The organism is Aquabacterium fontiphilum (assembly GCF_009909205.1).
In the GTDB taxonomy this organism is placed as follows: domain Bacteria; phylum Pseudomonadota; class Gammaproteobacteria; order Burkholderiales; family Burkholderiaceae_C; genus Aquabacterium; species Aquabacterium fontiphilum.
Window position 1 is genome coordinate 331,821 of record NZ_JAAAPN010000003.1, and the last position, 24,374, is coordinate 356,194.

Below are 24,374 nucleotides of genomic sequence, written 5' to 3' on the forward strand. Positions count from 1 at the left end.
GATCAATGACCGCCACCGGCGCTGGGAGCTGCGCCGCCGACGGACAAGGTGGTACTGGTGGGGCGCCCGATCAGAGATGCCTGCATCGCGGCGTCGGCCAACCAGAACTGTTGTTCAGCATCGATGGCGGCAATCACAGTTTCCACTTGATCCCGGTAGTCGGCCAGCAACTCGAATACACCGATGAGCATGCCGTTGTAGCGAAGCTGGTTCTCATCCGAGATGACCTTGCGCAAAGGCAGAACCTCGTCTCTGTAATGCCTGGCGACGTCGTAAGCAGCTCGATAAGCCGAATAGCTCTCTCGCAGGTTGGAGCCTGCTGAGCGTATGACGGCCTCAAGCTGATTGGCCGCAGCCAAAGTACGCGCATTGAAGGCGTCGCGCTGCATACCGCCCCAGTCAAAAATTGGCAGTCGCAAGGCCAACTCATAACCTCTGGCAGTGGAACTTGTTCCCGCTGCGTTATCAAATTTGGTGTTCCTGCGGGCGGTCAACTCGATGTCGGTAAACGAGTTCACCAGTTCAAGACCCTGAGCCTTGGCATACGCATCGAAATTGCTCTGGGCCAAGCGAATATCCAGTCGAGATTGAGACGCCTGCGCACTGAATGCCTTCGGATTCACCGGTTCCTTGGGTAAGTCGGGGAGACGATCTGGAAGCCTCAGTTGATCGACTTGGGCATCGTTCAAACCAAGCAGACGTACCAACTCCTCTCTGGCCGCCGTGTTCAGATGGCTTACAGAGGCCAACCGGGTTGCTGCGTCGGCATAAAAGGCCTGTTGCCTGGCGCGCGAAACTCGGTTGAAGTTGCCGACCGCTTGCATACGCTGCGCCAGTTCTGCGCTTGCTTGGGATGCCTCATAGACCTGTTCGGCATACTTGAGCGTCTGTTGAGCGGCCACAGCACGGACCCAAGCCTGGCGGACCAAGGTCACCTGATCCACGACGTCTGCTGCCAGCTTCACCTGTGCTTGATCGATTCGTCGGCTGGCGGCACTTTGTCGCCAAGGTAAAGAGATGAGGTCAAGCAAACCAAAGGACAATGCGCGCCCCAACTCCAGCTCATCGCCAGCGCGCAAGCGCTCAAAACTGAACACCGGATTGGCGATGCGGCCTGACTGAGCCGTCTGAGCTGCTTCAGCCCAACTCTGCGCCAGCAGGGCTTGCATGGAAGGACTATTGACCAACGCCAACTCCACTGCTTGCGACTGGCTCAAAGGCTTTTCCAACAGAGAGTGGGCTCGTCCGCGGAGTTTTGTCTTTTCAGAATCGTTCGTCGCCAGCGACAGATTCCCCTGCGTGAAGCCCGAGGTTTCGTCGTTGATGCGCTTGACCGATTGACCAATGTCGATGCTCGCACAACCCGAGAGAACACCCAAACCGATCGCAGCGACACCCGCTCTCAGCGGTACTCGATTGAACAGCCTTTTCATCGACGGCTCTCCCCATGACCTGCGTGCGGATCATCGCGTTCAGACTCGCTGCTCGGTTTGATGTTGGGACCACCACGCGACTCTCGTGCGTAAGCTCGCCAACCACCAATGCGACCGACCAAGTCGTTGGACTCTTTCCAGGCCGCGAGAACCGGATCGGAAAAGCCCTGGTAGCTGCCAATAGGGGATCGGTAGGTCACCATGAATTCAGGTGGCGCGATTGGTTCAGCACTGGCAGGCTGCTGGGCTTGGGTCAGCCCCCCCATGGCTAACAGCACCAGACCCAGTGCGGGGCGAACAACATAGGACGATTGGGCCAATAGCATGTCTTCCTCTTGGCAAGCTGTGATTTCAAGCTGCCATTGTGCTCAGGTCAGCCTGTCGAGAACATGTTTCGCAGATGACAGTTTTGTCATCTGCGAAACGCACGTCAGAATGGCGGCAAACTCATGCGCTGGCAGGAACTGGAGATCACCGTGCGCATCTTGATCGTAGAAGACGAACCAAAGACCGGGGAGTACCTGCGCCAAGGGCTCAGCGAAGCAGGGTTTGTTGTCGATCTGGCGACCAACGGCCCCGACGGGATTCACCTCGCCAAACACGGTGCGCACGATCTGGTGATCCTGGACGTCATGCTGCCAGGTCTCAACGGGTGGCAAGTGCTGAGCACCTTGCGTCAGCAAGGCCTGGAAATGCCTGTCTTATTTTTGACAGCCCGCGATCAAGTCGAGGATCGTGTCAAAGGGCTGGAGTTGGGCGCCGATGATTACCTCATCAAACCGTTCTCGTTCGCGGAGTTGCTGGCGCGGGTTCGAATCATCCTGCGCAGGGGGCGGCAGCATGGTGACGGCCCAACGTTGTGCGTTGCTGATCTTGAGATGGATCTCTTGCGACGACGCGTGACCAGAGGTGGCGTGAGGATCGACTTGACGGCCAAAGAGTTCGGTCTTCTGGAGCTACTGATGCGGCGACAAGGTGAGGTGCTGCCGCGTTCTCTCATCGCATCGCAAGTGTGGGACATGAACTTCGACAGCGATACCAACGTGATCGAGGTGGCCATTCGACGCCTGAGGGTCAAAATCGACGAAGGCCAAAACATGAAGTTGATTCAAACAGTACGAGGAATGGGGTACGTTCTCGAAGAGCCTGGAAGGTCTGCTCAGTGAAGATCGAACGACTGAAGGCGTTGTCACTGACCGCTCGCTTGACATTGTTCTTCACCTTGACGTCCGTGTGCATTGTGCTGGGCTTGGGCAGCCTGCTTATGTACGCTGCAGACCAGCATTTCATCGATTTGGACCGCTTCACCCTCAGTGACAAGCAACTCCTCATCAAGGACATCCTAACGAAGTCGCGCTCTCAAGATGACGCCCGCAAAAGATTGAGCGAGGCCTTGAATCACCACCACGGCATGTACATCTCTGCCAAAGGCATTGACGGATCAACACTCTACAGTTCAGATCGGTTTTCTCCGCCTGGGCAAGTGGCGCCTGGGTTGAGCCAGCCTGACGAGCAGGTGATTCAAAGGTGGCAGAGTCAAGGGCGGGAATACCGGGCGCTTCGCATGCAGCAAAGCCCTGGATACGACCCCACCAACGCCCTTGACGTTGTTGTGGCCATTGACACGAAACACCACGACGAATTCATCGCCCAACTCGGCCGAACCTTGGCGATTTACACGGTACTTGCGATGATCGCCAGCGGCATGTTCAGTTGGTTTGCTGCCCACCAGGGTCTTGCTCCGTTGAGGGCGATGAAATCGCGTGCTGCGACAGTTTCCGGGAGGCAACTTGACGAGCGGATGCCTGTCGGCTCAGTTCCCATTGAGATGGCCGATCTGGCAAAGGAACTCAACAGCATGTTGGACAGGCTGCAAAGTGATTTTCAGCGTTTGTCAGATTTCTCCTCTGATCTGGCGCATGAACTGCGCACACCTATCAGCAACTTGATGACACAAACACAGGTTGTCCTGTCATCGCAACGTGACACGGAGACCTATCGAGATACCCTGGCATCTAACGTCGAGGAGTTTCAGCGCTTGGCCAGAATGGTGTCAGACATGCTTTTTCTGGCCAAGACTGAACGCAGCTTTGCCATACCTCAAAAGGAGCATTTTCAAGCGTCATCAGAAATCCAGAAACTCGTAGAGTTTTACGATGCCGTCGCGGAAGAAAAATTTATCCGCATCAACGTTGTGGGCGATGACCTGATCACAGGTGACAGGCTGATGTTCAGGAGGGCCGTCAGCAATCTGCTGTCAAATGCCCTTCGCCACACACCGAGCAGCGGAGACGTTTGCATCTCCGTGCGAAAAGCAGAGCCCTATATCGAGGTGGCTGTTGCCAATTCGGGCGAAGACATCGACCCCAAGGTTTTACCAAGGTTGTTCGATCGATTCTTCCGTGCAGACCCCGCTCGGGCTCACCCATCCAGCGACGGCGCAGGGCTGGGACTGTCCATCACGCGCGCCATTGTCGAAGCCCACAGCGGAAAAGTCGCCGTCACCTCAGAGCACGGGCGCACCTGCTTCACGCTGAGTTTCCCGGTGGGCGACAGGGCGAACCCGACCCACGCCTGACATGCTCATTCTGTTGTGGAATTGGCATCCAGGCACCCGGTGCCGCGCAATGCGCGCCCTCTGCCATTGATCTAGATCAAGCTGGCTGGCGTTAATGGCCTCAATGACACCAAGATAACAAACCTGTAATCTCTGACTCACCTGCATGAAAGGTGCTGCCACTAAGCTGAACTCACCACAACCGTTCGCCTAGCGAATACTGGAGTCAGCATGATCGTCAATCAACGCAACTTCTCTGCCGCAGCCCTGGTTTTTTTGGCACTGAACGGAATGGCCTTTGCACAATCAAAGGCAGAAGATCACTCGGCACATCACCCTGCGGCGTCGGCATCCGCGTCAGTTGTTGCCCCAAGCGCATCGACTTCGTCGGCCATGAGCGAGTCAATGGGCATGCACGCCCACATGGAAAAGCACCACGCCGAAATCCAGCGAATCATGAAGATCCGAGACTTCAAGAAGCGCCAGGAAGCCATGAATGAGCACATGAAAGCCATGAAGGAAAGCGGCTGTCCAATGATGAAGGACGGCATGGGCATGGGCCCGGCATCCGGTACGAAAAAGTGATTTCCACGTAAACACTCGCAATACACGGAGCGCAAATGACAAACGCACACACCCATCACCAAAGCAGCACTGGACGCCCATCGTTTCTGAGGTCCCCGCTCGGCGTAGCGTTGATCATGGTCGGCGCCATTCTGGCGTTCTTCGTATTGCGAGAGCACTGGTCGCATGTCGTGGGTAAGCTGCCCTATCTGTTGCTATTGGCATGCCCACTGATGCACCTGTTCGGGCATGGACATGGCGGTCACGGAGGGCAAAAGCACGGGTCTGACACGCCACAGAAATCGGCAGATTCTGGCAAGACAACCCGATGAAGTGCATACAACGTGAGTTTGGAGCGGCCTACGAGGCCCATGCTTTCATCACACCAAGGTTCCTGCCGCGCTTTTTCCAATCACCGCTGGAGAGTTGCCCGTGAATGAAAATCACAGCCATCACCACTCACCAAGCGATAGCACCGCATTGCTTGACGACGAAGTCAAGGATCCAGTTTGTGGCATGACGATCAGGCAGCAATCGGCACTGACCGAGAGCTACGCAGGCAAGATGTTCTTCTTCTGTAGCGAACGCTGCAAAGCCAAATTCCTCTCAAGCCCAGATCGGTTCGTCTTGCCAAACGAGGCGCAGCAGGCTGAAGCAACACCTCCTCAGTTACCAGCCTCGGAGCAACTCACAGGCGCCACCTATACCTGCCCCATGCACCCGGAGGTTCGTCAGGACCACCCGGGAAACTGCCCCAAGTGCGGCATGACGCTGGAGCCCTTGCTTCCCATCCTGGATGACGACAACCCTGAATTGCGTGACTTTCAGCAGCGCTTTTGGTGGACGCTTCCACTAACTGCCGTCGTATTCGTGCTGGCAATGTTCGGACACAACCTGGGGCTGATGGACATGACCGTCCAAAGCTGGGTGGAACTGATCCTGGCCACACCCATCGTGCTATGGGGCGGTTGGCCCTTCTTCTATCGGGGCTGGCTATCGGTGGTGCATCGCAGCCCCAACATGTGGACACTGATCGGCCTGGGCACTGGTGCGGCGTACTGGTACAGCGTCGTGGCCACCGCTGCGCCACAGGTCTTTCCTGCTTCTTTCATGGCGATGGGGCGTGTGGCGGTTTACTTTGAAGCCGCTGCCGTGATCATTTCTCTGACGCTGCTTGGACAGGTGCTTGAACTGAAAGCGCGCTCTCAAACGTCAGCTGCCATCAAGTCGCTCCTGGGTTTGGCGCCCAAGACAGCCAGGAGGCTAAAGCCTGACGGAACCGAAGAAGATGTACCGTTGTCCCATGTCCACGTGGGAGACCGCTTGCGCGTAAGGCCCGGAGAGAAGGTTCCTGTGGACGGCGTCGTGGAGGAAGGCACGAGTGCCGTGGACGAATCCATGCTGACTGGTGAGCCCATTCCCGTGAGCAAACGATTAGGCGACAAGGTAATAGGCGCGACGCTCAATACCAACGGTGCGCTGATCATGCGCTCGGAGCGAGTTGGATCGGAGACCATGCTGTCGCAGATCGTGCAATTGGTGGCCCTGGCGCAGCGCTCCAAGGCCCCCATGCAACGCATGGCCGATGTCGTAGCCGGTTACTTCGTGATGGCCGTGATCAGCATTGCCCTCTTGACATTCTTTGGCTGGGGATTCTTCGGGCCTGATCCGAGCTGGGTGTACGGCCTGATCAACGCGGTATCTGTGCTGATCATCGCCTGCCCTTGTGCGCTGGGCTTGGCCACGCCCATGTCCATCATGGTAGCCACCGGAAAGGGAGCCACGCAAGGTGTGTTGTTCAGGGATGCTGCGGCCATCGAACGCATGCGTCAGGTCAATGCATTGATCGTGGACAAGACGGGTACGCTCACAGAAGGCAAGCCAGCCTACGACCGCGCAGTGGCAGCGCCTGGCTGGGACGCCACCGAAGTATTGAGGTTGGCAGCAAGCCTCGATCAAGGTAGCGAGCATCCACTTGCCGATGCCATCGTTCGAGCGGCTCGTGAACAGGGCCTGCTCTTGGACAAGCCGATCAATTTTGAATCTGGCACAGGCATTGGCGTACAAGGGGAGGTAGATGGTCATCGCTTGGCGCTGGGCAACACCACCCTCATGCAACAGATCGGGGCTCCCGTAGAGAAACTTGTTCCGCAGGCAGAAGCGTTGCGCGCGGAGGGCGCCAGCGTCATGTACCTGGCTGTCAATGGCCAGATTGCCGGCTTACTGGCTGTCTCTGACCCCATCAAATCAAGCACTCCTGAGGCACTGACCGTCCTTAGGGAGGCAGGTATCCGAATAGTGATGGCCACAGGCGACGGACAGACCACAGCAAAAGCGGTCGGCGCACGGCTGGGTATCGATGAGGTTCATGGCGAGGTCAAGCCCGCAGACAAACTCTTGCTGGTCGAGCGCCTGCAGAAAGAGGGGTGCGTGGTGGCCATGGCGGGCGACGGTATCAACGATGCACCCGCGCTCGCTCGCGCGGATGTGGGTGTCGCGATGGGAACGGGTACAGATGTGGCCATGAACAGCGCCCAGATCACCCTGGTCAAAGGCGACCTTAGAGGGATTGCCACGGCGCGCATGCTATCCATGGCGACCGTGGCCAACATGAAGCAAAACCTGGCTTTCGCGTTCGTTTACAACGCCTTGGGCATTCCCATCGCAGCGGGTTTGCTGTATCCCCTGACCGGGTGGCTGCTGTCCCCATTGATTGCGGCTCTGGCCATGAGCCTGAGCTCCGTGTCGGTGATCGGCAATGCCTTGCGACTGCAGCGATTCAAGAAGAACTGACAGGGGCTTGCCATGTCCGAGCCATGAGGATTCATCCGCCCCATCTTAGCTCTGGCGAGGTCTGACAAACCTGCCAAGCACCATCCTTACCCTGATACACTTTGACCAATGCGTCGCTGGATTGCCATTTTCTTGCTGTGTTGGTTGCCTTTGCAGTCCCTCTGGGCGGCAGCGGCACCCTATTGCCAGCACGAACATTCGCCCCAGACAACGCATCTTGGGCACCACCAGCATGAGCACAGCGAACTGAGTGTTGGTGACTTCCCGTCACCCGATGGTCAAACATCCAACGCCGACCACGCCGACTGCCACGCTTGCCATGGTCACTGCGCAGCGTTGCCCCAATTTAAGAGCCTCACCCAGGTTGGCACGCCCAATCGTGGCCTGATGCTCGCTGAAGATGCCAGGGTGCCCGCTGCACCTGTGGCCTTGCCCGACCGCCCCAACTGGTCAAACCTCGCCTGAGCGGCGAGGTGCTGCCCCGGGGTTCGCGCCCCACAACCAGCCTGTCTTATCGCGTGTGATTGACGCATTGGTGCCATGCCATTTGTGCGGCCCTTTTCGCCTTCAACGCCGTGAACCTGACCCTCGCCGATTCCTTCCACCTGTGGATTTTTCCCGGAGAAGAATCGGATGCATTTCCGTCATCAAACAAGAATCTCAGCGCTGGCCATGGTGGCCTCGCTGTTCTGTCTGTCGCCCCTTCAAGCTCAAACAACAGGGGCTCAGGCACCTGTCATCTCAAAGAGCGAAGCTCAACACCTCACCGCTGCGCCCTCCAAACTGACGCTTTCAACCTTGTTGGAAGCAGCGTGGTCGCGTCAGCCTGAGGCGCAGTCCTACACCGAACGCCTGCGTGCAGCGGAATCATTGAGGGCCGCCAACAGCGGCTGGATGGCCGATGCGCCCGCCATGCTGCTGCAAGGCAAGACCGACCGCCCAGGCTCGGGCGCAGGCAGTCGCGAAGTGGAGGTGGGTGTGGCACTGCCCTTGTGGCTGCCTGGTCAGAGCCAGCGCGCCATTGCACTCAGCGATGCCCAGATCCTGGCGCTGCAAGGCAGTTTGAAGGCCCAGCGTCTTCAGCTCGCTGGCCTGGTTCGCGAAAGCTGGTGGCAATTGCAGCGCACGCAAACCGAGTTGGCGTTGGCCCAAACCAGGGTGGCCAATGCCCAGCAAATTGCCCACGACGTGGCCCGCCGCGTCAAAGCAGGTGATCTGGCCCGCGCGGATCAGCACCAGGCGCAAGTCGCCGTGGCACAGGCCGAGTCGGCAGTTGCTGAGGCGCAGGGTGCCTATGAGGCATCTCTGCATGAACTCAGGGGCCTGACCGGATGGCTTGACTTTTCTCCTGACAACCTTACGGCGGTATCGGAGGGTGACGTTTCATCTCCACTGCCTGCATTGGATGCCGTCGAATCGGATTCCCCAGCAGACAACCAGCACCCACTGGTGGCGCAGGCCATGGCCCAACAAGCCATGGCCAGTGCGCAAGCGGATCTGGCCGCCTCGTCTAGGCGCGCCAGTCCAGAGCTCACGGTGTTGACCACACGCAGCAAAGGTCAAGCAGGCGACCCGTATCAGCAGAGCATCACCGTCGGGCTGAGGTTCCCGTTTGGCGCGGGCGCGCGAGCCGATGCCAGACAGGCCGAAGCCTTGGCTGCGGCGCAGGAAGCACAAGCCTTGACGTCGCAGGTACGGACACGCCTCAAAGCCCAAGCGGCTTCGGCGCAGGCACGCCTGCAAAGTGCCCATGCGCAATGGCTGGCAACGCAACGCCAGGCGCAACTTGCGCAGGAGAGTAAAAACTTCTTCGACAAGTCATTCCGCTTGGGTGAAACCGATTTGCCCACCCGCTTGCGTATCGAACAGGAAGCCGTTCAGGCGCAAAAAGCACTCAGCCGCGCACGCATTGACGTGTCCGCAGCCTGGTCTGCCTGGTGGCAAGCCATGGGCGAGTTGCCCAAGCCATGACCACCTCCGAATTGCAAAGGTAACCCTCACATGAAACACATTCAAACCCTCCGTGCCTGGGCAGCAGCCCTCGGCCTGAGCACCATGACGGCTTTGGCCCTGGCCGGTGAAGGCCACGACCATGGCGAGGCGCCGAGCGCCGCCGCCGAGCCGACTCTGGCCCGCTTCGAAGCAACGTCGGATCAGTTCGAGCTGGTCGGCGTGCTTGACGGACGCATGCTGACGCTCTACCTGGATCAAGCTGCTGACAACAGCCCCGTCAAAGGCGCCAGCCTGGAACTCGAATTCGCAGGCAAGGTATTGCCCGTCAAACAAACCGAAGAAGGCACATTCGAAGCCACCCTGGCTGCTGAGCCTCAAGAAGGTGAGTACCCGGTGAGTGCCACCGTGGTGGCAGGCCAGGTATCCGATCTGCTGGCGGCCGAGTTGGATGTGCACGAAGCCGCACACACCGATGCCGCAGAAAGCCGCACATGGCCCATGAGCAACTGGCTCAAGTGGGCGCTGCCCGGGCTTGTGGTGGTGGCCGGTGGTCTTTTCTTGATTCAGCGCAACAAGCGCACACGCATGGGAGGTGCGGCATGAGCACGTCAATGATCTCCAAGACCCTGGCCTCGTGCCTGGCCTCTTGCCTGGTGTTTGGCGCCGCGCTCAGCCCCACCCTCGCTCACGCGGGTGAAGGACATGACCATGGCGATGCCCCGCCTGCGGCAACTGGCAATGGCCCCAAGCGCCAACCCGATGGCAGTGTGTTCCTGCCCAAACCTGCGCAACGGCAGTGGCAGCTGCGCACCTTGGCTGTCATCGATGGTGATTTGCCTCGCGCGTATGAGCTGTCAGGCAAAGTGTCGATGGACCCCAATGCAGGAGGCAAAGTACAAGCCTCCCTGGCGGGCCGTTTACAAGCAGGGCCCAAAGGCTTGCCCAGCCTGGGGCAGCAGGTCAGCCAAGGTGAGGTTCTGGCCTATGTGGTGCCCACAGCGGGCGCCATCGAGCGCAGCAACCAGGTCGCGCAGCAAGCAGAGTTGAAAGCCGCCCGGGCATTGGCGGCCAAGCGCTTGGCACGTCTTCAGGAACTGTCCGACACGGTGCCAGCCAAAGAGATTGAAGCGGTGCAAAGTGAGTTGGCCAGCCTGAGCGATCGGCTCTCGGCCATCTCGGGTGGACTGGGGGGGCGTGACACGCTCGTGGCGCCGGTATCCGGCGTGATAGCTTCGACACAGGCCGTGGCTGGCCAGGTGGTGGATGCCCGCGAACTGGTCTTCGAGGTCGTTGACCCACAGCGCCTGCGCATCGAGGCGCTGGCGTATGACATGGCTCAAGCTCAGAACGTGTCAGGCGCGACCGTGAACCTCGGGGGGCAGAGCGTGCCGCTCAAGTTCATCGGCGGCGCCAAAAGCCTGCGTGATCAGGCGCTGCCACTGGTCTTTGCAGCAACAGGGCAGGCGCTGTCTCAACTGGCTGTGGGTCAACCGCTGAAGGTCTACGTGCAATCTGCCTTGACGGTCAAAGGCCAAGCTGTCCCGTCCGCGGCGGTGCTCAAGAACCCATCGAACCAAAACATCGTCTGGGTCAAGCAATCGCCCGAGCGCTTCACACCTCGCGTGATCACCTTCGAGCCGCTGGATGGCGCCTCGGTGGCCGTCACGTCTGGCTTGAAGGCTGGTGAGCGCGTGGTCACGCAAGGCGCCAGCTTGCTCAACCAAATTCGCTGAAAGGGCCACACACCATGTTCAAGTGGCTACTCGAAAGCAGCCTGGCCAACCGGCTGCTCGTGCTCATCGCTGCGGCGGTGCTGATGGCCTACGGGGCCTTCACGCTCACCCGCACGCCGGTGGATGTGTTTCCTGACCTCAACAAACCCACCGTCACCATCATGACGGAGGCTGGCGGCATGGCCGCCGAAGAGGTGGAGCAATTGATCACCTTCCCGCTGGAGACCACGATGAATGGGCTCCCGGGTGTGGAGAGCGTGCGCTCGACCTCCAGTGCGGGCCTGTCCTTCATCTACGTCACCTTTGACTGGAGCACGGAGATCTTCCGAGCCAGGCAGATGGTGTCGGAGCGCTTGACCTCCATGGAGGAGGGCTTGCCCGAGGGCATCACGCCGAGGATGGGCCCTATCAGTTCCATCATGGGCGAGATCATGCAGGTCGCCATTCCCATTGAAGCCGCCAAGATGTCGCCCATGGCGGTGCGCGAATATGCCGACTGGGTGCTCAGGCCTCGGCTGATGGCCATCCCAGGTGTCGCACAGGTCATCCCGATTGGCGGTGAGGTTCGCCAGTTTCAGGTGCAACCCAACACAGTCCGCATGGCTGAACTGGACATCACGCATGAGCAACTGGAAGGCGCGCTGAGGGGTTTCTCGTCCAACAGTTCGGGGGGCTTTCTGGAGCTCAACGGGCGCGAATACCTGATCCGTCATCTGGGGCGCACCTCGCGTCTGGACGACCTGAAAAACCTGGCCCTGACGGCGCGCAATGGCCAGGCGATTCGCCTGCGTCAAATCGCCGACGTGAGCTTCGCCCCCGCGCTCAAGCGTGGTGATGCAGGTTTTGAGGGCAAACCTGCCGTCATCCTGGGCATTCAGAAGCAGCCGACCGCAGACACCATTGGTTTGACCCGGACCATCGAGGCGGCCCTGGGCGAGATGAAGACCTCCCTGCCTGCGGGCATGGAGGCGCCCCGTGTCACCTTCCGCCAGGCCAGTTTCATCGAAGCCTCGGTGACCACGCTACAGGGCAAGCTCATGGGTGCATCCGTCTTCGTGGCGGTCATCTTGTTCGTTTTTCTGGGCACGCTGCGCCCCACCATCATTGCGCTGACCGCCATCCCGGTGTCCATCTTTGTCACAGCGCTGGTCTTCAGTTACTTTGGTCTGTCGATCAACACAATGACGCTGGGCGGACTGGCCATTGCCATTGGCGGCTTGGTGGATGACGCGGTGGTGGACGTCGAGAACGTGCTGCGCCGCCTCAAGCTGGAGCGCCAAAAGCCCGAGGCGGAGCGCATGCCCATGCTGGAGGTGGTCAAGCTCGCCTCGATGGAGGTGCGCTCGGGCATCCTGTACGCAACGGCCATCATCGTCCTGGTGTTCCTGCCCTTGTTTGCACTGCCCGGCATCGAGGGGCGCTTGTTCGTGCCCCTGGGCATTGCGTTCATCGTCTCGACCCTGGCGTCGCTGCTGGTCTCGGTCACGGTGACGCCGGTTCTGGCCTCCTACCTGCTGCCACGCATGAAAAGCCTGGACCACGACGACACCCGTGTCCTGGCCTGGCTGAAAGCGCGCTACCGCAAGGCCTTGCAGGCCGTGCTGATGGCGCCGAAGTCGGCATTGATGGCCGGTGGGGTGGCGGCGGTGTTGTCGGCTGTGGCGGTGCCTTTCTTTGCCACCACCTTTCTGCCGCCGTTCAATGAGGGCACCTTGCTGATTGGCTTGCGCTTGAACCCCGGGGTGACCTTGGCAGAGTCTTCCGTCATGGCGCGACAAGCCGAGGTGCTGGTGCGCGAGGTGCCAGAGGTCACGCATGTGGGCCGTCGCAGCGGCCGCGCAGAACTGGATGAACACGCAGAAGGTGTGCACGTCAGTGAGCTGGATGTCGGCCTGGTGCCAGCATCCGAGCTCACACGCAGCATGGACGAGGTCAAAGCCGACATCCGTTCGCGCCTGTCGATGCTGCCTGCGGCCATTGCGATCGGGCAGCCGATTTCGCACCGCATCGACCACATGCTCTCGGGGGTGCGCTCTCAAATCGCCATCAAGCTGTTTGGTGAAGACCTGGACACCTTGAGGGGACAGGCTGACGCGTTGCGCAGCAAGTTGGCGCAAGTGCCCGGCCTGGCAGACCTGGAGATTGAAAAGCAGGTGCTCGCGCCGCAAATCAAGGTGCGGGTGGATTACGACGCAGCGGCGCAGTACGGCGTGCCAACACCTCAGATCCTGGCGGTACTCCAAAGCCTGGTGGAGGGAGAAAAGGTCACCCAGGTGGTGGAAGGCAGCCGTCGCTTTGCCCTGGTGGTTCGCCTGCCAGAGAGCGCCCGCACCTTGCAGGGGCTGGGTCAGATCATGCTGGAGACGCCGACCGGGCGGATTCCCCTGTCCAAGATCGCCACGATCGAAGACAGCGATGGCCCCAACCAGATCAGCCGCGACGATGGCAAACGCCGCATCGTCTTGTCTGCCAACGCGCAAGGGCGAGCCTTGTCAGACGTGGTCGCCGACATCCGCAAGGTGGTGGCCAGCACGCCTTTGCCCGAAGGCTACTTCGTGACCTTGGGCGGCCAGTTCCAGGCACAGGAAGAGGCTAGCCGGCTGGTGGGTTTGCTCTCCCTGGTCTCGCTGGTGCTGATGTTTGTGGTGCTCTACACCCGCTACAAATCAGCCATCCTGTCCGCGTTGATCATGGCCAACATCCCGCTGGCTCTGGTGGGTGCGGTGCTGGGCCTGTGGCTGGCGGGGCAACCCTTGTCGGTGGCGGCCTTGATCGGCTTCATCACCTTGGCGGGCATCTCGGTGCGCAACGGCATCCTCAAGGTCAGCCATTACCTGAACCTGATGCGGCTGGAAGGCGAGCGGTTTGACCACGCAATGATCTTGCGCGGCTCGATGGAGCGGCTCAGCCCGGTGCTGATGACAGCCCTCGTGACCGCCTTTGCGTTGGCGCCGCTGTTGTTCGAGGCCGAGCGGCCTGGCACCGAAATCCTGCACCCGGTGGCGGTGGTGATCTTCTCAGGTTTGATCAGCTCGACCCTGCTGGACACCTTCCTGACCCCCGTCATGTTCTGGCTGTTTGGAAGGCGCGATGCCGAGCGCCTGCTCGGTGACAAGAGCGCCGAAGTTTTCTGATTCATTCACCCTCACTGAAAGGACATTCACATGCGCATTCACCACATCATTGCTTCCTCCCTGCTGGCCTTGGCCTGTAGCGCACAAGCTGGCGGCGAACACAACCACGGCCATGAACATCAGTCCCTTCATGGAGGCATCGTGACCGAGGCGAAGGACATGGACTTCGAGTTGGTGGCCAAGCCCGATCAAATTGCCTTGCACGTGAGGGATCACGGCAAACCGGCCAGCGCCAAGGGCGCCACAGCCAAGTTGACCTTGCTCAATGGTACTGAGAAGACGTCGGTGACCTTGTCACCGGCAGGGGACGCCCACCTGCAAGCCAAGGGCAGCTTTGCGATCAAGAGCGGCACCAAGGTGGTGGCGCTGGTGACGCTGGCAGGCAAAAAGCCAATCAACGTCCGGTTCGCGATCAAGTAATACGGAAAAGGCCTGTTGAAAACCTATTCAACAGGCCAGTCAGATCAATCCAGCATCTTTCTTTGATCGACCCGCTTCAAAGGTTTCTGGCAATCGGTGATGTTGATAGACACCCAGTCCCCGACTTCCAGATTCATGGCGTTCGGAACGGCAACGACACGCTTTGCCCTCAAATTCGGGTTGCCTCCGTAACTGTAGGACGCAACGGCATAGCGGGCATAGGGCGCTTCGGCGCCCAGCTCTGTCCGGCAGTCTTCGGCAACTCGTTGCATCATGGTTTTGGCTTGACCAATTTCTAGGACTTGTGATCTGCGCCATCCCTCCCGATACCCATAGGGCTCGTAGTCAAGCGTAGAGCACGCGGTTGTCAGCAATGAAATGCCTGTGAGCACACAGGTCAACGTAAATTTGTTCATGATCGGCTCCTGATGAAACACACAACGGGGTGGGTTCGACGAGCCGGAAGCTGAATGATGTGCGCCTGATGGCGTGTCATCTCAATGACAATTCATCCGAACGGTCCCGTCGAATCAGAGGGAGTCGATCCAGTTGGGGCGCTCGATCCGTGGCGGATCGGATGTTGGATGAAGGAGGGTTTCCGAGGCAAAAAACTGCCGCTCAGCCGTTGAGCTTGACCAAACATCAAAACCCACGGGAAGCAGATGAGCGCTGCACAGGTGACCAGAGCAGCCACAATCGTTCTCGGCCTTCTGGGTGCTCTTGGTCGGATGCTTGCCAGTATCCGCGCCGTCTTGGTGTGAATGCACGTGATGACCAAAATGCTGGGCACCGGGAGCTTGCTCATCCTGGCAGTACGTGGCCGCCACAGCCCAACTCAATTGGAGTGGCAGCACGATCATCAGAAAAACGGCAATCAGGCGGCGTATGGTCCCTATTATATCGACTTGATCTCCGAGGCAATGAAGTGTTTCCTCAGGGGCTCGTCCGAGCCCGCAACAGGCGCAAGCCGTTGGCCACGACCAGCAAACTGGCCCCCATGTCGGCAAACACAGCCATCCACATGGAAGCCTGCCCAAACACCGCCAGCACAAGAAACACCGCTTTGATGCCCAGTGCCAGGGAAATGTTTTGCCACAGCACAGCATGGGTCAAACGAGACAAACGAATCAACTCAGGAATGCGGCGCAAGTCATCGTTCATGATGACCACATCGGCAGCCTCCATGGCCGTGTCGGTGCCTGCGCCGCCCATCGCAATGCCGATGTCCGCCTTGGCCAACGCAGGCGCGTCATTGATGCCGTCGCCGGTCATGGCGCTCAGCCCGTGCTCCGCCCGCAAGCGCTCGATGGCCAGCAACTTGCCTTCGGGCAGAAGGTTTCCTCGGGCGTCGTCGATACCTGCCTGCTTGGCAATTGTTTGAGCGGTTGCGCTGTTGTCCCCCGTGAGCATGACCGGGCGCACGCCAAGCGCCTTGAGTTCAGCGACAGCTTGGCGCGACGACTCTTTGATGGTGTCGGCCACAGCGAACAACGCCAACACACCTTGATCGCTTGCGAGCAGGGTCACGCTGCGTCCTGCATGCTCTTGCGCCAGAAGTTTGGCTTCCAGTTCGGGACTGCACTGCCCTCGCTCTTCGATCAAGCGGTGGTTGCCCAGCACATAGGCCGTGGCTTGACGACGCCCCCGTACGCCTCGCCCCGGCAGCGCCTCGAAGCTTTCAAACTCCCAGGGCGCCGCCGCCAGGCCTTGGGCAATGGCTCGCGAGACTGGGTGATCTGATCGGGATGCCAAGCCAGAGGCCAACTGGGCGATGGCATCTCGATCACCCTGCAGGGCCTCCCACACCACCAACTTCGGCTTGCCTTCTGTGATGGTGCCCGTTTTGTCCAGCGCGATCACACGCAGATTGCGCGCATCTTCCAGGTAAGCCCCCCCCTTGATCAGGATTCCTCGGCGAGCTGCGGCAGCCAGTGCGCTGACCACGGTTACCGGCGTCGAAATCACCAAGGCGCACGGGCAGGCGATGACCAGCAGCACCAGCGCTTTGTAGAGCGCCTGCATCCAACCCCAGCCCATCAGCCATGGTGTCAACACAGCGACCGCCACGGCAATCACAAACACGGCTGGTGTGTACAAAGCCGCAAAGCGATCAACAAATCGCTGGGTGGCCGCGCGCGTGCCTTGAGCCTCTTCGACCGCATGGATGATGCGTGCAAGGGTCGTGTTCGACGCAGACGCCGTCACCTTGAAGACAATCTCGCCAGTTTCGTTGATGGTGCCAGCAAACACCGAGTCTCCAGCTTCCTTGTCGACCGGGATGCTTTCTCCTGTGACGGGTGCCTGGTTGATCGCGCTGTTGCCCTGAGTCACGGTGCCATCCAACGGCACACGCTCGCCTGGCCGTATGCGAACCAGACTGCCCAGTTCAACCTGCTCGACAGGCACCACCGACCACTGTCCATCTACCTGTTGCACCATCGCCTGATGCGGTGCCAGATCCAGCAAGCCTTTGATGGCGTTGCGTGCCCGATCAACCGACCGTGCCTCGATCAACTCCGCGATGGCGTAAAGGGCCATCACCATGGCTGCTTCGGGCCATTGACCAATGACGAACGCACCGGAAACGGCCACGGTCATCAAGGCGTTGATGTTGAGCTTGCCTTGGCGCAAAGCCCACAAGCCTTTGCGGTAGGTGCCCAGACCAGCCAGCGCGATGGCACCTGCTGCGACCGCAAGACCGATCGCCTTGAACAAGGCAGTATCAGGCGCGAAAAAGCCGATGCACTCCGCTGCAATGGCCAGGCCCAAAGCCCAGATCAGCCTAGACCAACCCTCACTTCCACTGTGCTCATCATGGGCATTGTGTTCGTTAGGTGTTTTGGCCTGCGGTGCAGGCAGAGGTTGGGGATCAAACCCCGCTTTGCGAATGGCTTGCAGTGCCTGGCGCAACGCCTGCTCCGTGGCCTGGATGCCCAGCGTCCGAGCGCTCAGTTGAAACCTAAGTGCCCTGATGCCTGGGATGGCATCCACAGCGCGGCGGATTTCCGCTTCCTCTGAGGAACAGTCCATGGAGGCGATGCGGAACATGGTCCACCCAGCGTCCGGGGGGTTGGGCGAGATCACCGCCGCAGTGGATGCCCCCGTGCATCCGCAACTGTGATTCTCGCAAGCTGAGGGGCTGGTGGTTTCGGGCGATGTGGTACGTGGCGTGGTCATGACCGCATTTGAAACCCTGAAGTAGGTACAGAGTCAAGCGATAACATGGGCATATCTGCGCACCAACAGGAACCCGCCATGAAAATAGGTGACTTGTCAGCCCAGTCTGGCACCCCTGTGGAAACGATTCGCTTCTACGAGCGCGAAGGCCTGCTCCCAAAGCCTTCGCGCACCACCAGCAACTACCGCATCTATGGAGGGCCCCACGTCGAGCGCCTGGCCTTCATTCGCCACTGCCGATCACTGGACATGGCCCTGGATGAAATTCGGGCTCTGCTGGCGCTCCAAGCAGCCCCCAACGAAAGTTGTGAGGCCGTGAACAACGTGCTGGATGAGCATATCGAACATGTGGCCCAACGGATTCGAGAGCTGACCGCCTTGAAAAAACAACTGGTGGCCCTGCGGGGGCAATGTGCTCAGGCAAAAGACGTGGCGCATTGCGGCATCTTGAGTGGGCTTGGCCAGGGGGAGACTCTTGAGCAGCCAACAGCTCGACAACATGTCTCAGCAAGCCACGGCAAACGCCGTTGAAGACCTTTACTGCATGGCTTGAACCATGATCAAGGAAAACGCGTGAGGCACGTGTAGTCGGCTGATCGATAAGAGGCAGAGCAGTAGGCCTGCTTCAAACCTGACCTTGAAGGTGACTCGATGATAACGGCGGCGCCCAGCGTCCTCCCTGCGCAGCCTGTTGAACCGAGGGGTAACCCTTATCGGAAGGCGGGAGTTTTTGCACCGAAACCGAGATCACCCCGGGAAGAAGTTGGTCGTGTCTCCCGGGGTCAGCAGTGGTATAGACCAGCCCCCGGAGACAGGGTTGCGGTGCCAAATCACATTGGCGGCATCAAGTCCTTTGGCAAACGCCAGTTCTTCCGTACCCAACTTTCCATACTGCGGATAGAGACTGTTGGCGAACTTGACAGCGCCTTCCTTCACGACCCGTATCGGGCCAAACGTGAACGGATCATCTTCCTCGTAGATCAACTCAGAGTGTTCGTAGTAGGCCATCGCGATCTTGTCGGCCAAGTCCTTCACCGCTTCCTCAGCATTGCTGCGCACCTGGACGCGAACGTCAAACTTCGGGTGATTGGTGTTGATGATTTTTCCGGCCTGAGGTGCGCGTGACCGCACCGCCAATGACAACAGCCAACGAAGTCGAACGGGGTTGGTGTGTCCTCCGACGCTACACGGTGGCCGATGTGGTGAGCCGATTGGGGCCGCACCCACAGACTTTACAAGTGGATCAAGGAGGCCATGCAGCCGGCTAAAGGGCGCCATGGCCAGCTGCCCCAAGCAAAAGAGTTGCGTCGACTGAAGGCCGAACTCAAGCGCGTGACCAAGCCGCTCCCTGGGCATGCCAACTAGGCTTCCGAGCCATCCACGGTTCATCCAGTGCTTCAGAGCATCCATCCAACGCCACAATCAAACAAGGTCGCATTGGGACAGTTCGATGATGAGCGCCTGTGAGAATCAAAAACTTGACCCGTGGCTCTTCGGGAGCAGTCATGCTCTTGCAAGACAACCAGTCGTTCGGGGAGACTGTTCCAGCAAATATTGCTGGCTGGATCATTAGCACCATGACCAAATCTGAAGAAAAGCTGCTCTACGCTGAAGCACTCTCAAGCTACCGCGAATTATTTGGAAGCATGGACAGTGCTGCACGGTCGCTTTGGTTTTTCACGATGGACAAGGCCGAGATCCTTAGCTTTCCAGTGTCGGCAGGTCAGGATCCAAAAGAGGCTAGCATCCGCCACGGGGTCAAGTTGGCTGCAATGGCAGACGCCCTGGAATCACTGCTGGGACCTGGATCGATGGCCGACGAAGTGCTAGACCTTCGGCGTATGGCAAAGCAGCAGGGGTATCGCGTCAACTAACTTGATGCCGGGAGTTCTTCAGCGCCTACCGATCTGCCAGGCGGACCGGTAGGCGAGACGAGCGGCTCAACCCGAGTGGTTAGTTGGACGCGAACGTTCGCGCGCATTTCACTCTGAGCGAGAGCCGCTACTTGGTCTTCTGCAAGGACTTCTCGACCTTGCTGATAAGTTCTCCGGCGGGTATCTGGAGCCCACCTGCAATGCGTAGGATCAACGCGAGTGAAGGTTGTCGCTCGCCGCGTTCCAATTTGCCGAAATAAGAACGGTCCACGTTCGCGATCAACGCGAACTGATCCTGGGCCACCCCGAGCTTCACTCTTTCATCTCGCACAACCGCACCAAAAGCAGCGGCCGCCTTCGGTTCGAAGGAGGTGGCGCGCTTGCTTGTGGCCTGGATGGCCGGTTTCGGCGGTCGGGACTGTTGCACGCCGCAAGGTTGCCAATTGTGCTATGTTCTTGGCCACGGCATATATGCCTCTCACCGTTGTCCTTGCTGCGCAAACCACAGGAGAAACTCGCTCCATGCCAAAACGCGTCGGTGTTCTTCCACCCACAGATCTCGACAAGCTGGCTAAGGAGGTATTGCAGGACCAACCTGCCGATGCAGCTCTGCCTTGCAACCTGTCTGATCAATGGCTCGACCTCATCAGCAGAGACCTTGACGTATGTTTCGGAGATCTAGATGCCGACAGCGAGACACCGTCTACGTCACACATGGCGGCACCGCTCGCCTTGATCGTTCACTTGCTGTTTGGAAAGCAGGGCGGCGAGGGCGTAAAGGTCGCCTTCGAGGAGCTTGGACAGTACCTGAGCGATTTTCGTATTGAGGTTGCATTGGAACAGGTAACCCGCCGGACGAATGTCTCAGCAAACCGGGCCACGGTGCAAACGATATTCACCAAGCGCACGGTCGAGTTCGCGCACCTGGTCGATTGATGCCGCCAGGATGGCCTGCTGCACTCCGGATCATGTGGCTACTTTTTGTTCAGGCTGAGCACGTTCGCCGGAACGGGCAGGGCGCCTTGGCTATGAAGGCGATCCCGGATCTCTGCATGAGCTTCGTAGAACTTCAATAGCTTGGCCGTTCCCCCGATCTCAGCGACAGCTTGAATCATGGCCAGGTGGCTGGCGATTCTTGCAGCTTCGTTGGCTTCCAGGTGTTGAATGCGTGCTTCTAACGCTTGCAGCTTCTCCGCCGCTACAGTCGTTCCTGTCTTCTTCACAGATGCGGCGATTCGGCGAATCTCTTGCTGCTTCTGGATTGCTTCATCCAACAAAGCCTTCCGAATGACATGCCTGGTGATGTCCGAAGCACTGTTCAGCGAAGGATGTAGACGCACAACGCCCCGAGCCGTGATGTCTTCATCACGGTCAAGCATCATCTGCAAGACTTGCCGCAGCTCATCATGCGAAGGGTCCTTTGCTTTACGCGCCATGAAGAACACTCTCACGTGTAGCAGGACGGGACAGATCCTGGCCGTCAGGGAAGGGGGCTTGGCCGGGGAGGGCGGCCATCAGCTTCTCCACCCCTGCGATCCTGACGGAGGCATGCTCAATCTGATTTGCTCTACCGACTGAGCCCTCCGGCCGAGCTAATGCATGTTCTAGTGCGACCTTCAATCGACCATGCAAGGTCAAGATGTTCTTCTGGTGCTCGGGCAGATTCGTCGCTGACAAATGGCGGCAACCCGTGAAGCACTCCAGGTGCTTAGGGCAGGGGTCTACCGTGAATGAATTCAGGCAGGTGCCATATGGCGTGGCGTGGAAACCATCAGCTTCTGCGGCAAGGAATTGCAACGCCGCCGCGTCCCCTTCATCCGCTTGGATGCGCTTGAACTCCCGAACGATTGGGCCATTCGCGCGACCGACCTGGATCATCTTCGCGACGGTGGCAGCCTTGCTCTCGCCGATCATCAGTTCCCACTCCTCGGGCAGCGAGACTTGATCCAGTTCTTCGGCCAGACTCCGGTGATCGTATTCATAGCTTTGGGCCACGCTCCGGCGGTTGAACCGCTTCGTAATGATGGTGTCCGCTACCCCGAGCCGGAAGAGTTCTGTGTTTTGCAGATGTCGGAACGAATGGGATTTGATGCTGAGAGCGCGATCTTCCTCGGTTCGCCCATAGATGGCGAACAATGATCTGTCCCTCTGAGAGTCAGCCCCAAGCGCAACCTGAAGCAAAGCTGAGTCCGCGATCCCAACGGAAAACGTCAAATTGGGGTCAAGCACAGTCTGACCACGGCCAGCCCCCACCGCTCTCTTCGGCATGAGAAACAGCATCTGCCAAGGTGCGATCGATTCGCCGTTGTCCAATGTCAGAGGCGTTAGATCAGATAGTTTGGTTGGAAGATGCTCTTTGACATAGGCCTCGACTTCACCCACCCGAAGGTACGTGCGTTGAACTCCTCGGGCCGTCACTCTGCTTCCATCCGCCGCGAGGGGCACGAGACCATCCTTCCGGCGCTCTGGTGAGAAGTATCGACTGATCGCCACGGTCAACGTCGAGGCTGGACGCTGCAGATGTGCCAGCTCAAGAAGTAGTGCAGCATCGAACGTCTCAGCGTAACGAGCAAGGCACTGTTCAACCCCATAGGGAAGGGGGGCGCGGGCCCAAACCGCGTTCCCTGTGAGCCGGACATACATCTCCACCGAGTCGACGAGCTCCTCTTCCGAGTACATGGGAAAGATGCGGCCAGTTTCGTACTGCGCTCGAAGCGTGGCACGAAGAGGCGCCGTCAATCGCTCGACTTCTTTCAGTGTCGACTCCAGCTCGTCCCTGAAAAGCAGCGGGACAAACTGGGTGGACTCATACAGCCTGACGCTGTCCTGCTTCTCGGCAAAGTGCCGAATCATCAACGCTTCCGATACGCCTCCAATTTCACCGGCTGGGCGGCCTTCTTTGGTGACGTAACCTCGTGTGCGCTTCCAGTCCAAGGGGAGGGCAGCCACCTCGTTGATTCGAAGGCCCGTCATCAAAAGCACCTTGATCATCGCGAACCGAAGCGCATCATTCAAAGTCTTCGGGCGCTCGGTGAATACGATGCGGATGATCTCCCAGAATGCCTTGCGCTCAGGTAGCTTCTCTTCGGCCTTACGTTCGGACAGTGTCTTCTGTTGCTTGGCGGCTCTTTCTGCGAACTTGGCGCGCCCTTTCCGATTGGCGATGGGCCGTGCCACCAAAGCTGACAAGGGGCAGGCATCGAACAGGTGAAGCGGATCTATCAAGCTTCCAACGATCCCGCGCAACACAATGGACCGCCCACCAGATGGTTGGTCCTCATCAGAAAATGCGCACGCAAGTTGAACATCCTCAGCCGTGATGTCCCACGGCTCCTTTGATGATGTCGTAGCGAGAAATCGAAGCGCGCTGCATGCGGCAGCCACATGGCTGACGCTTTTGTGTCGGACAAGGATGTGCTCGACAGTAAAAGCTTTGATCAGATCCTGCCAAGCTGCCGAAACAGGTTGCGGATCAAACGACATCGCCGAAGACCTCCGCAACGCCATCCGGTTGTGAGCTTCTTCCACTGTGCTAAATGTTCTGAGCACGGCAGGCGATGGCTTGCCATCATTCGCCATCGCGCGCAAGTTCCAGGCCGAGCCCTTCAATGCGACGCCCGCATTGTCAAGTGGAATGGCCCAGTTCAGGCCCGCCGCTACCGCCACACGCTTGCATTGCTCGATGAAGTTGATGAAGTTCTCATTCATTGACGAGGCCCCCAGATCTCTCTCCTTGCCCATCAAGCTCAGCGATCACAGCTTGCACTTCTGATAGCGACCTCTGCAGTTGCAGATACGCAGGCGACTTGATCTCGCCATGACCGATGTCTTTGAATTGAACCACCACGCTTCTGAACTCCTGCAGCACTTGCTCGTGGATACCAACATCGTTGACCGGCATGAACTTTGGACACCCGTAGCAGGCCATCACTGGGTTGTTGGGGCATGCGGGCTGCCCAGTTGTGCAGCCGCCGATGCCAGCGATAGGAATGCCATGAGGCACGCCAGCAACCTGCTCCTCGCCGCGCAGTCTAAGAAGCTCTTCCGGCTCAATGAACTTTGCCTTCGCAACCTTGGCCACGGCTTGGTACGTTGGCGATGCCGCAAGCGCCTGGTTCACCAGTTCAGCATGGTTTGCCGAGGCCTGAAAGTAAACCAGGCCAGTGCGCAGCACAGAATGTCCTAATGCAGACGCCAGCTCTTCTTGGCTCGCGCCTGAGTCCACCAACCTCTGCGCCATGGAATGCCTGAGGTCATATGCGGTGATCCCAGCGCCTGGCAGTATGCTGTCCAACTGCCTGATTAGTGCAGCCGCCAGCTCTTGGCTTGACTGAAAGCCGAAGAAGTAAGAATCTCCGTCGTCTTCGCGTTGATGCACTTCAAGCGCGGCAAACAAGCTTGCCCACTCTCTCTTAACCTTCCTGGTCAGGGGCATACCGGACACCGCTTTATCACGCTGCTTGATCATGCGAAACACCAAGTGCACGATCCAGCTGCCGTCCTCCTCACTGCGTCGGACTGTACTGTCGCGCTTCCGCAGCATTCCAAGCTGCTTCGGACGCATTCCGAACTGATATGAGCAGGCCACCAGGCACGCCATCTGAGTAGCTGTCAACGTCGGTTTAAAACTGACCCACTTTCCGATGTTGTCGTCGGAGTAAAAGTGACCCACCTGGGCGCTCATCACATCAGTTGTTCCTGGCCTTGATCTGGCCCGCTTTGCGCTTGTCCTTGAG

The 24,374-nt window shown here is 58.9% G+C and carries 22 protein-coding genes; 13 read left to right on the forward strand and 9 right to left on the reverse strand.

Annotated elements, in window-relative coordinates:
* Positions 1-2: 2 nt before the first annotated feature.
* Positions 3-1,433: a TolC family protein gene (locus GTZ97_RS05320; RefSeq protein ID WP_161649528.1), complete on the reverse strand. Its 1,431-nt coding sequence runs from the start codon at positions 1,431-1,433 to the stop codon at positions 3-5.
* Between the two features lie 476 nt (positions 1,434-1,909).
* Between GTZ97_RS05320 and GTZ97_RS05325 the strand changes: the two genes are divergently transcribed.
* The 10 genes from GTZ97_RS05325 (at position 1,910) to GTZ97_RS05370 (ending at position 14,587) form a co-directional block, all read left to right on the forward strand.
* Positions 1,910-2,599, forward strand: a complete 690-nt coding sequence (locus GTZ97_RS05325) for a heavy metal response regulator transcription factor (protein WP_058089017.1) — start codon at positions 1,910-1,912, stop codon at positions 2,597-2,599.
* Positions 2,596-4,011 (forward strand): heavy metal sensor histidine kinase, encoded by a 1,416-nt coding sequence (locus GTZ97_RS05330; RefSeq protein WP_171010168.1) that lies wholly within the window; start codon positions 2,596-2,598, stop codon positions 4,009-4,011. The genes GTZ97_RS05325 and GTZ97_RS05330 overlap by 4 nt, the downstream gene beginning before the upstream one ends.
* 210 nt (positions 4,012-4,221) lie before the next feature.
* Positions 4,222-4,575, forward strand: coding sequence for a hypothetical protein (locus GTZ97_RS05335; RefSeq protein ID WP_137839878.1), 354 nt, complete (start codon positions 4,222-4,224; stop codon positions 4,573-4,575).
* A gap of 116 nt (positions 4,576-4,691) precedes the next feature.
* Complete coding sequence (locus GTZ97_RS05340; protein WP_407638773.1) at positions 4,692-4,886, forward strand: DUF2933 domain-containing protein; 195 nt, start codon at positions 4,692-4,694, stop codon at positions 4,884-4,886.
* Positions 4,887-4,986: 100 nt separating this feature from the next.
* On the forward strand, positions 4,987-7,347 hold the full coding sequence (locus GTZ97_RS05345; protein WP_330863550.1) for a heavy metal translocating P-type ATPase: 2,361 nt from the start codon (positions 4,987-4,989) through the stop codon (positions 7,345-7,347).
* A gap of 798 nt (positions 7,348-8,145) precedes the next feature.
* Entirely contained in the window at positions 8,146-9,318 is a 1,173-nt protein-coding gene (locus tag GTZ97_RS05350; protein ID WP_161649529.1) for a TolC family protein, read from the forward strand.
* A 30-nt stretch (positions 9,319-9,348) separates the two neighbouring features.
* The gene (locus tag GTZ97_RS05355; protein WP_161649530.1) at positions 9,349-9,903 is read left to right on the forward strand and encodes a hypothetical protein; all 555 of its coding nucleotides are present in this window, start codon (positions 9,349-9,351) and stop codon (positions 9,901-9,903) included.
* On the forward strand, positions 9,900-11,033 hold the full coding sequence (locus GTZ97_RS05360; protein WP_161649531.1) for an efflux RND transporter periplasmic adaptor subunit: 1,134 nt from the start codon (positions 9,900-9,902) through the stop codon (positions 11,031-11,033). The genes GTZ97_RS05355 and GTZ97_RS05360 overlap by 4 nt, the downstream gene beginning before the upstream one ends.
* 14 nt (positions 11,034-11,047) lie before the next feature.
* Complete coding sequence (locus GTZ97_RS05365) at positions 11,048-14,167, forward strand: efflux RND transporter permease subunit (RefSeq protein WP_161649532.1); 3,120 nt, start codon at positions 11,048-11,050, stop codon at positions 14,165-14,167.
* Positions 14,168-14,197: 30 nt separating this feature from the next.
* Complete coding sequence (locus tag GTZ97_RS05370; RefSeq protein WP_161649533.1) at positions 14,198-14,587, forward strand: hypothetical protein; 390 nt, start codon at positions 14,198-14,200, stop codon at positions 14,585-14,587.
* Positions 14,588-14,631: 44 nt separating this feature from the next.
* Here the strand turns inward: GTZ97_RS05370 and GTZ97_RS05375 are convergent, their stop codons facing one another.
* The 3 genes from GTZ97_RS05375 to GTZ97_RS05385 form a co-directional block, all read right to left on the reverse strand.
* On the reverse strand, positions 14,632-15,003 hold the full coding sequence (locus tag GTZ97_RS05375) for a hypothetical protein (RefSeq protein ID WP_161649534.1): 372 nt from the start codon (positions 15,001-15,003) through the stop codon (positions 14,632-14,634).
* Between the two features lie 114 nt (positions 15,004-15,117).
* Positions 15,118-15,447, reverse strand: coding sequence for a hypothetical protein (locus GTZ97_RS05380; protein WP_161649535.1), 330 nt, complete (start codon positions 15,445-15,447; stop codon positions 15,118-15,120).
* A 73-nt stretch (positions 15,448-15,520) separates the two neighbouring features.
* A complete protein-coding gene (locus GTZ97_RS05385; protein WP_161649536.1) occupies positions 15,521-17,764 on the reverse strand; it encodes a heavy metal translocating P-type ATPase in 2,244 nt (747 codons plus the stop codon).
* Between the two features lie 78 nt (positions 17,765-17,842).
* On the opposite strand from GTZ97_RS05385, the gene cadR reads away from it, so the two are divergent.
* The gene (cadR, locus tag GTZ97_RS05390; RefSeq protein WP_161649537.1) at positions 17,843-18,295 is read left to right on the forward strand and encodes a Cd(II)/Pb(II)-responsive transcriptional regulator; all 453 of its coding nucleotides are present in this window, start codon (positions 17,843-17,845) and stop codon (positions 18,293-18,295) included.
* 216 nt (positions 18,296-18,511) lie between these two features.
* Here cadR and GTZ97_RS05395 read toward each other — a convergent pair whose 3' ends face one another.
* A complete protein-coding gene (locus GTZ97_RS05395; protein ID WP_161649538.1) occupies positions 18,512-19,174 on the reverse strand; it encodes a hypothetical protein in 663 nt (220 codons plus the stop codon).
* 95 nt (positions 19,175-19,269) lie between these two features.
* On the opposite strand from GTZ97_RS05395, the gene GTZ97_RS05400 reads away from it, so the two are divergent.
* Positions 19,270-19,638: a hypothetical protein gene (locus GTZ97_RS05400; protein ID WP_161649539.1), complete on the forward strand. Its 369-nt coding sequence runs from the start codon at positions 19,270-19,272 to the stop codon at positions 19,636-19,638.
* A gap of 127 nt (positions 19,639-19,765) precedes the next feature.
* Here GTZ97_RS05400 and GTZ97_RS05405 read toward each other — a convergent pair whose 3' ends face one another.
* Positions 19,766-20,065, reverse strand: coding sequence for a helix-turn-helix domain-containing protein (locus tag GTZ97_RS05405; protein ID WP_330863551.1), 300 nt, complete (start codon positions 20,063-20,065; stop codon positions 19,766-19,768).
* Positions 20,066-20,160: 95 nt separating this feature from the next.
* Here GTZ97_RS05405 and GTZ97_RS05410 point away from each other — a divergent pair, with 95 nt between their 5' ends.
* Positions 20,161-20,574, forward strand: coding sequence for a hypothetical protein (locus GTZ97_RS05410; RefSeq protein WP_161649540.1), 414 nt, complete (start codon positions 20,161-20,163; stop codon positions 20,572-20,574).
* A 38-nt stretch (positions 20,575-20,612) separates the two neighbouring features.
* Here the strand turns inward: GTZ97_RS05410 and GTZ97_RS05415 are convergent, their stop codons facing one another.
* From GTZ97_RS05415 to GTZ97_RS05425, 3 genes are all read right to left on the reverse strand, one after another.
* Positions 20,613-21,074 (reverse strand): hypothetical protein, encoded by a 462-nt coding sequence (locus tag GTZ97_RS05415; protein WP_161649541.1) that lies wholly within the window; start codon positions 21,072-21,074, stop codon positions 20,613-20,615.
* Positions 21,064-23,346, reverse strand: coding sequence for a hypothetical protein (locus GTZ97_RS05420; protein ID WP_161649542.1), 2,283 nt, complete (start codon positions 23,344-23,346; stop codon positions 21,064-21,066). The genes GTZ97_RS05415 and GTZ97_RS05420 overlap by 11 nt, the downstream gene beginning before the upstream one ends.
* On the reverse strand, positions 23,339-24,374 hold a 1,036-nt coding region (locus tag GTZ97_RS05425; protein WP_236651024.1), incomplete at its 5' end, for a site-specific integrase. The genes GTZ97_RS05425 and GTZ97_RS05420, both read right to left, overlap by 8 nt.

Bases quoted from the DNA above. Each gene is read 5' to 3' on its own strand.
- GTZ97_RS05320 (WP_161649528.1), bottom strand. From the start codon at position 1,433: ATGAAAAGGCTGTTCAATCGAGTACCGCTGAGAGCGGGTGTCGCTGCG.
- GTZ97_RS05335 (WP_137839878.1), top strand. From the start codon at position 4,222: ATGATCGTCAATCAACGCAACTTCTCTGCCGCAGCCCTGGTTTTTTTG.
- GTZ97_RS05340 (WP_407638773.1), top strand. From the start codon at position 4,692: ATGGTCGGCGCCATTCTGGCGTTCTTCGTATTGCGAGAGCACTGGTCG.
- GTZ97_RS05355 (WP_161649530.1), top strand. From the start codon at position 9,349: ATGAAACACATTCAAACCCTCCGTGCCTGGGCAGCAGCCCTCGGCCTG.
- GTZ97_RS05360 (WP_161649531.1), top strand. From the start codon at position 9,900: ATGAGCACGTCAATGATCTCCAAGACCCTGGCCTCGTGCCTGGCCTCT.
- GTZ97_RS05365 (WP_161649532.1), top strand. From the start codon at position 11,048: ATGTTCAAGTGGCTACTCGAAAGCAGCCTGGCCAACCGGCTGCTCGTG.
- GTZ97_RS05370 (WP_161649533.1), top strand. From the start codon at position 14,198: ATGCGCATTCACCACATCATTGCTTCCTCCCTGCTGGCCTTGGCCTGT.
- GTZ97_RS05375 (WP_161649534.1), bottom strand. From the start codon at position 15,003: ATGAACAAATTTACGTTGACCTGTGTGCTCACAGGCATTTCATTGCTG.
- GTZ97_RS05380 (WP_161649535.1), bottom strand. From the start codon at position 15,447: ATGATCGTGCTGCCACTCCAATTGAGTTGGGCTGTGGCGGCCACGTAC.
- GTZ97_RS05385 (WP_161649536.1), bottom strand. From the start codon at position 17,764: ATGACCACGCCACGTACCACATCGCCCGAAACCACCAGCCCCTCAGCT.
- cadR (WP_161649537.1), top strand. From the start codon at position 17,843: ATGAAAATAGGTGACTTGTCAGCCCAGTCTGGCACCCCTGTGGAAACG.
- GTZ97_RS05395 (WP_161649538.1), bottom strand. From the start codon at position 19,174: ATGGATGCTCTGAAGCACTGGATGAACCGTGGATGGCTCGGAAGCCTA.
- GTZ97_RS05400 (WP_161649539.1), top strand. From the start codon at position 19,270: ATGCTCTTGCAAGACAACCAGTCGTTCGGGGAGACTGTTCCAGCAAAT.
- GTZ97_RS05410 (WP_161649540.1), top strand. From the start codon at position 20,161: ATGCCAAAACGCGTCGGTGTTCTTCCACCCACAGATCTCGACAAGCTG.
- GTZ97_RS05415 (WP_161649541.1), bottom strand. From the start codon at position 21,074: ATGGCGCGTAAAGCAAAGGACCCTTCGCATGATGAGCTGCGGCAAGTC.
- GTZ97_RS05420 (WP_161649542.1), bottom strand. From the start codon at position 23,346: ATGAATGAGAACTTCATCAACTTCATCGAGCAATGCAAGCGTGTGGCG.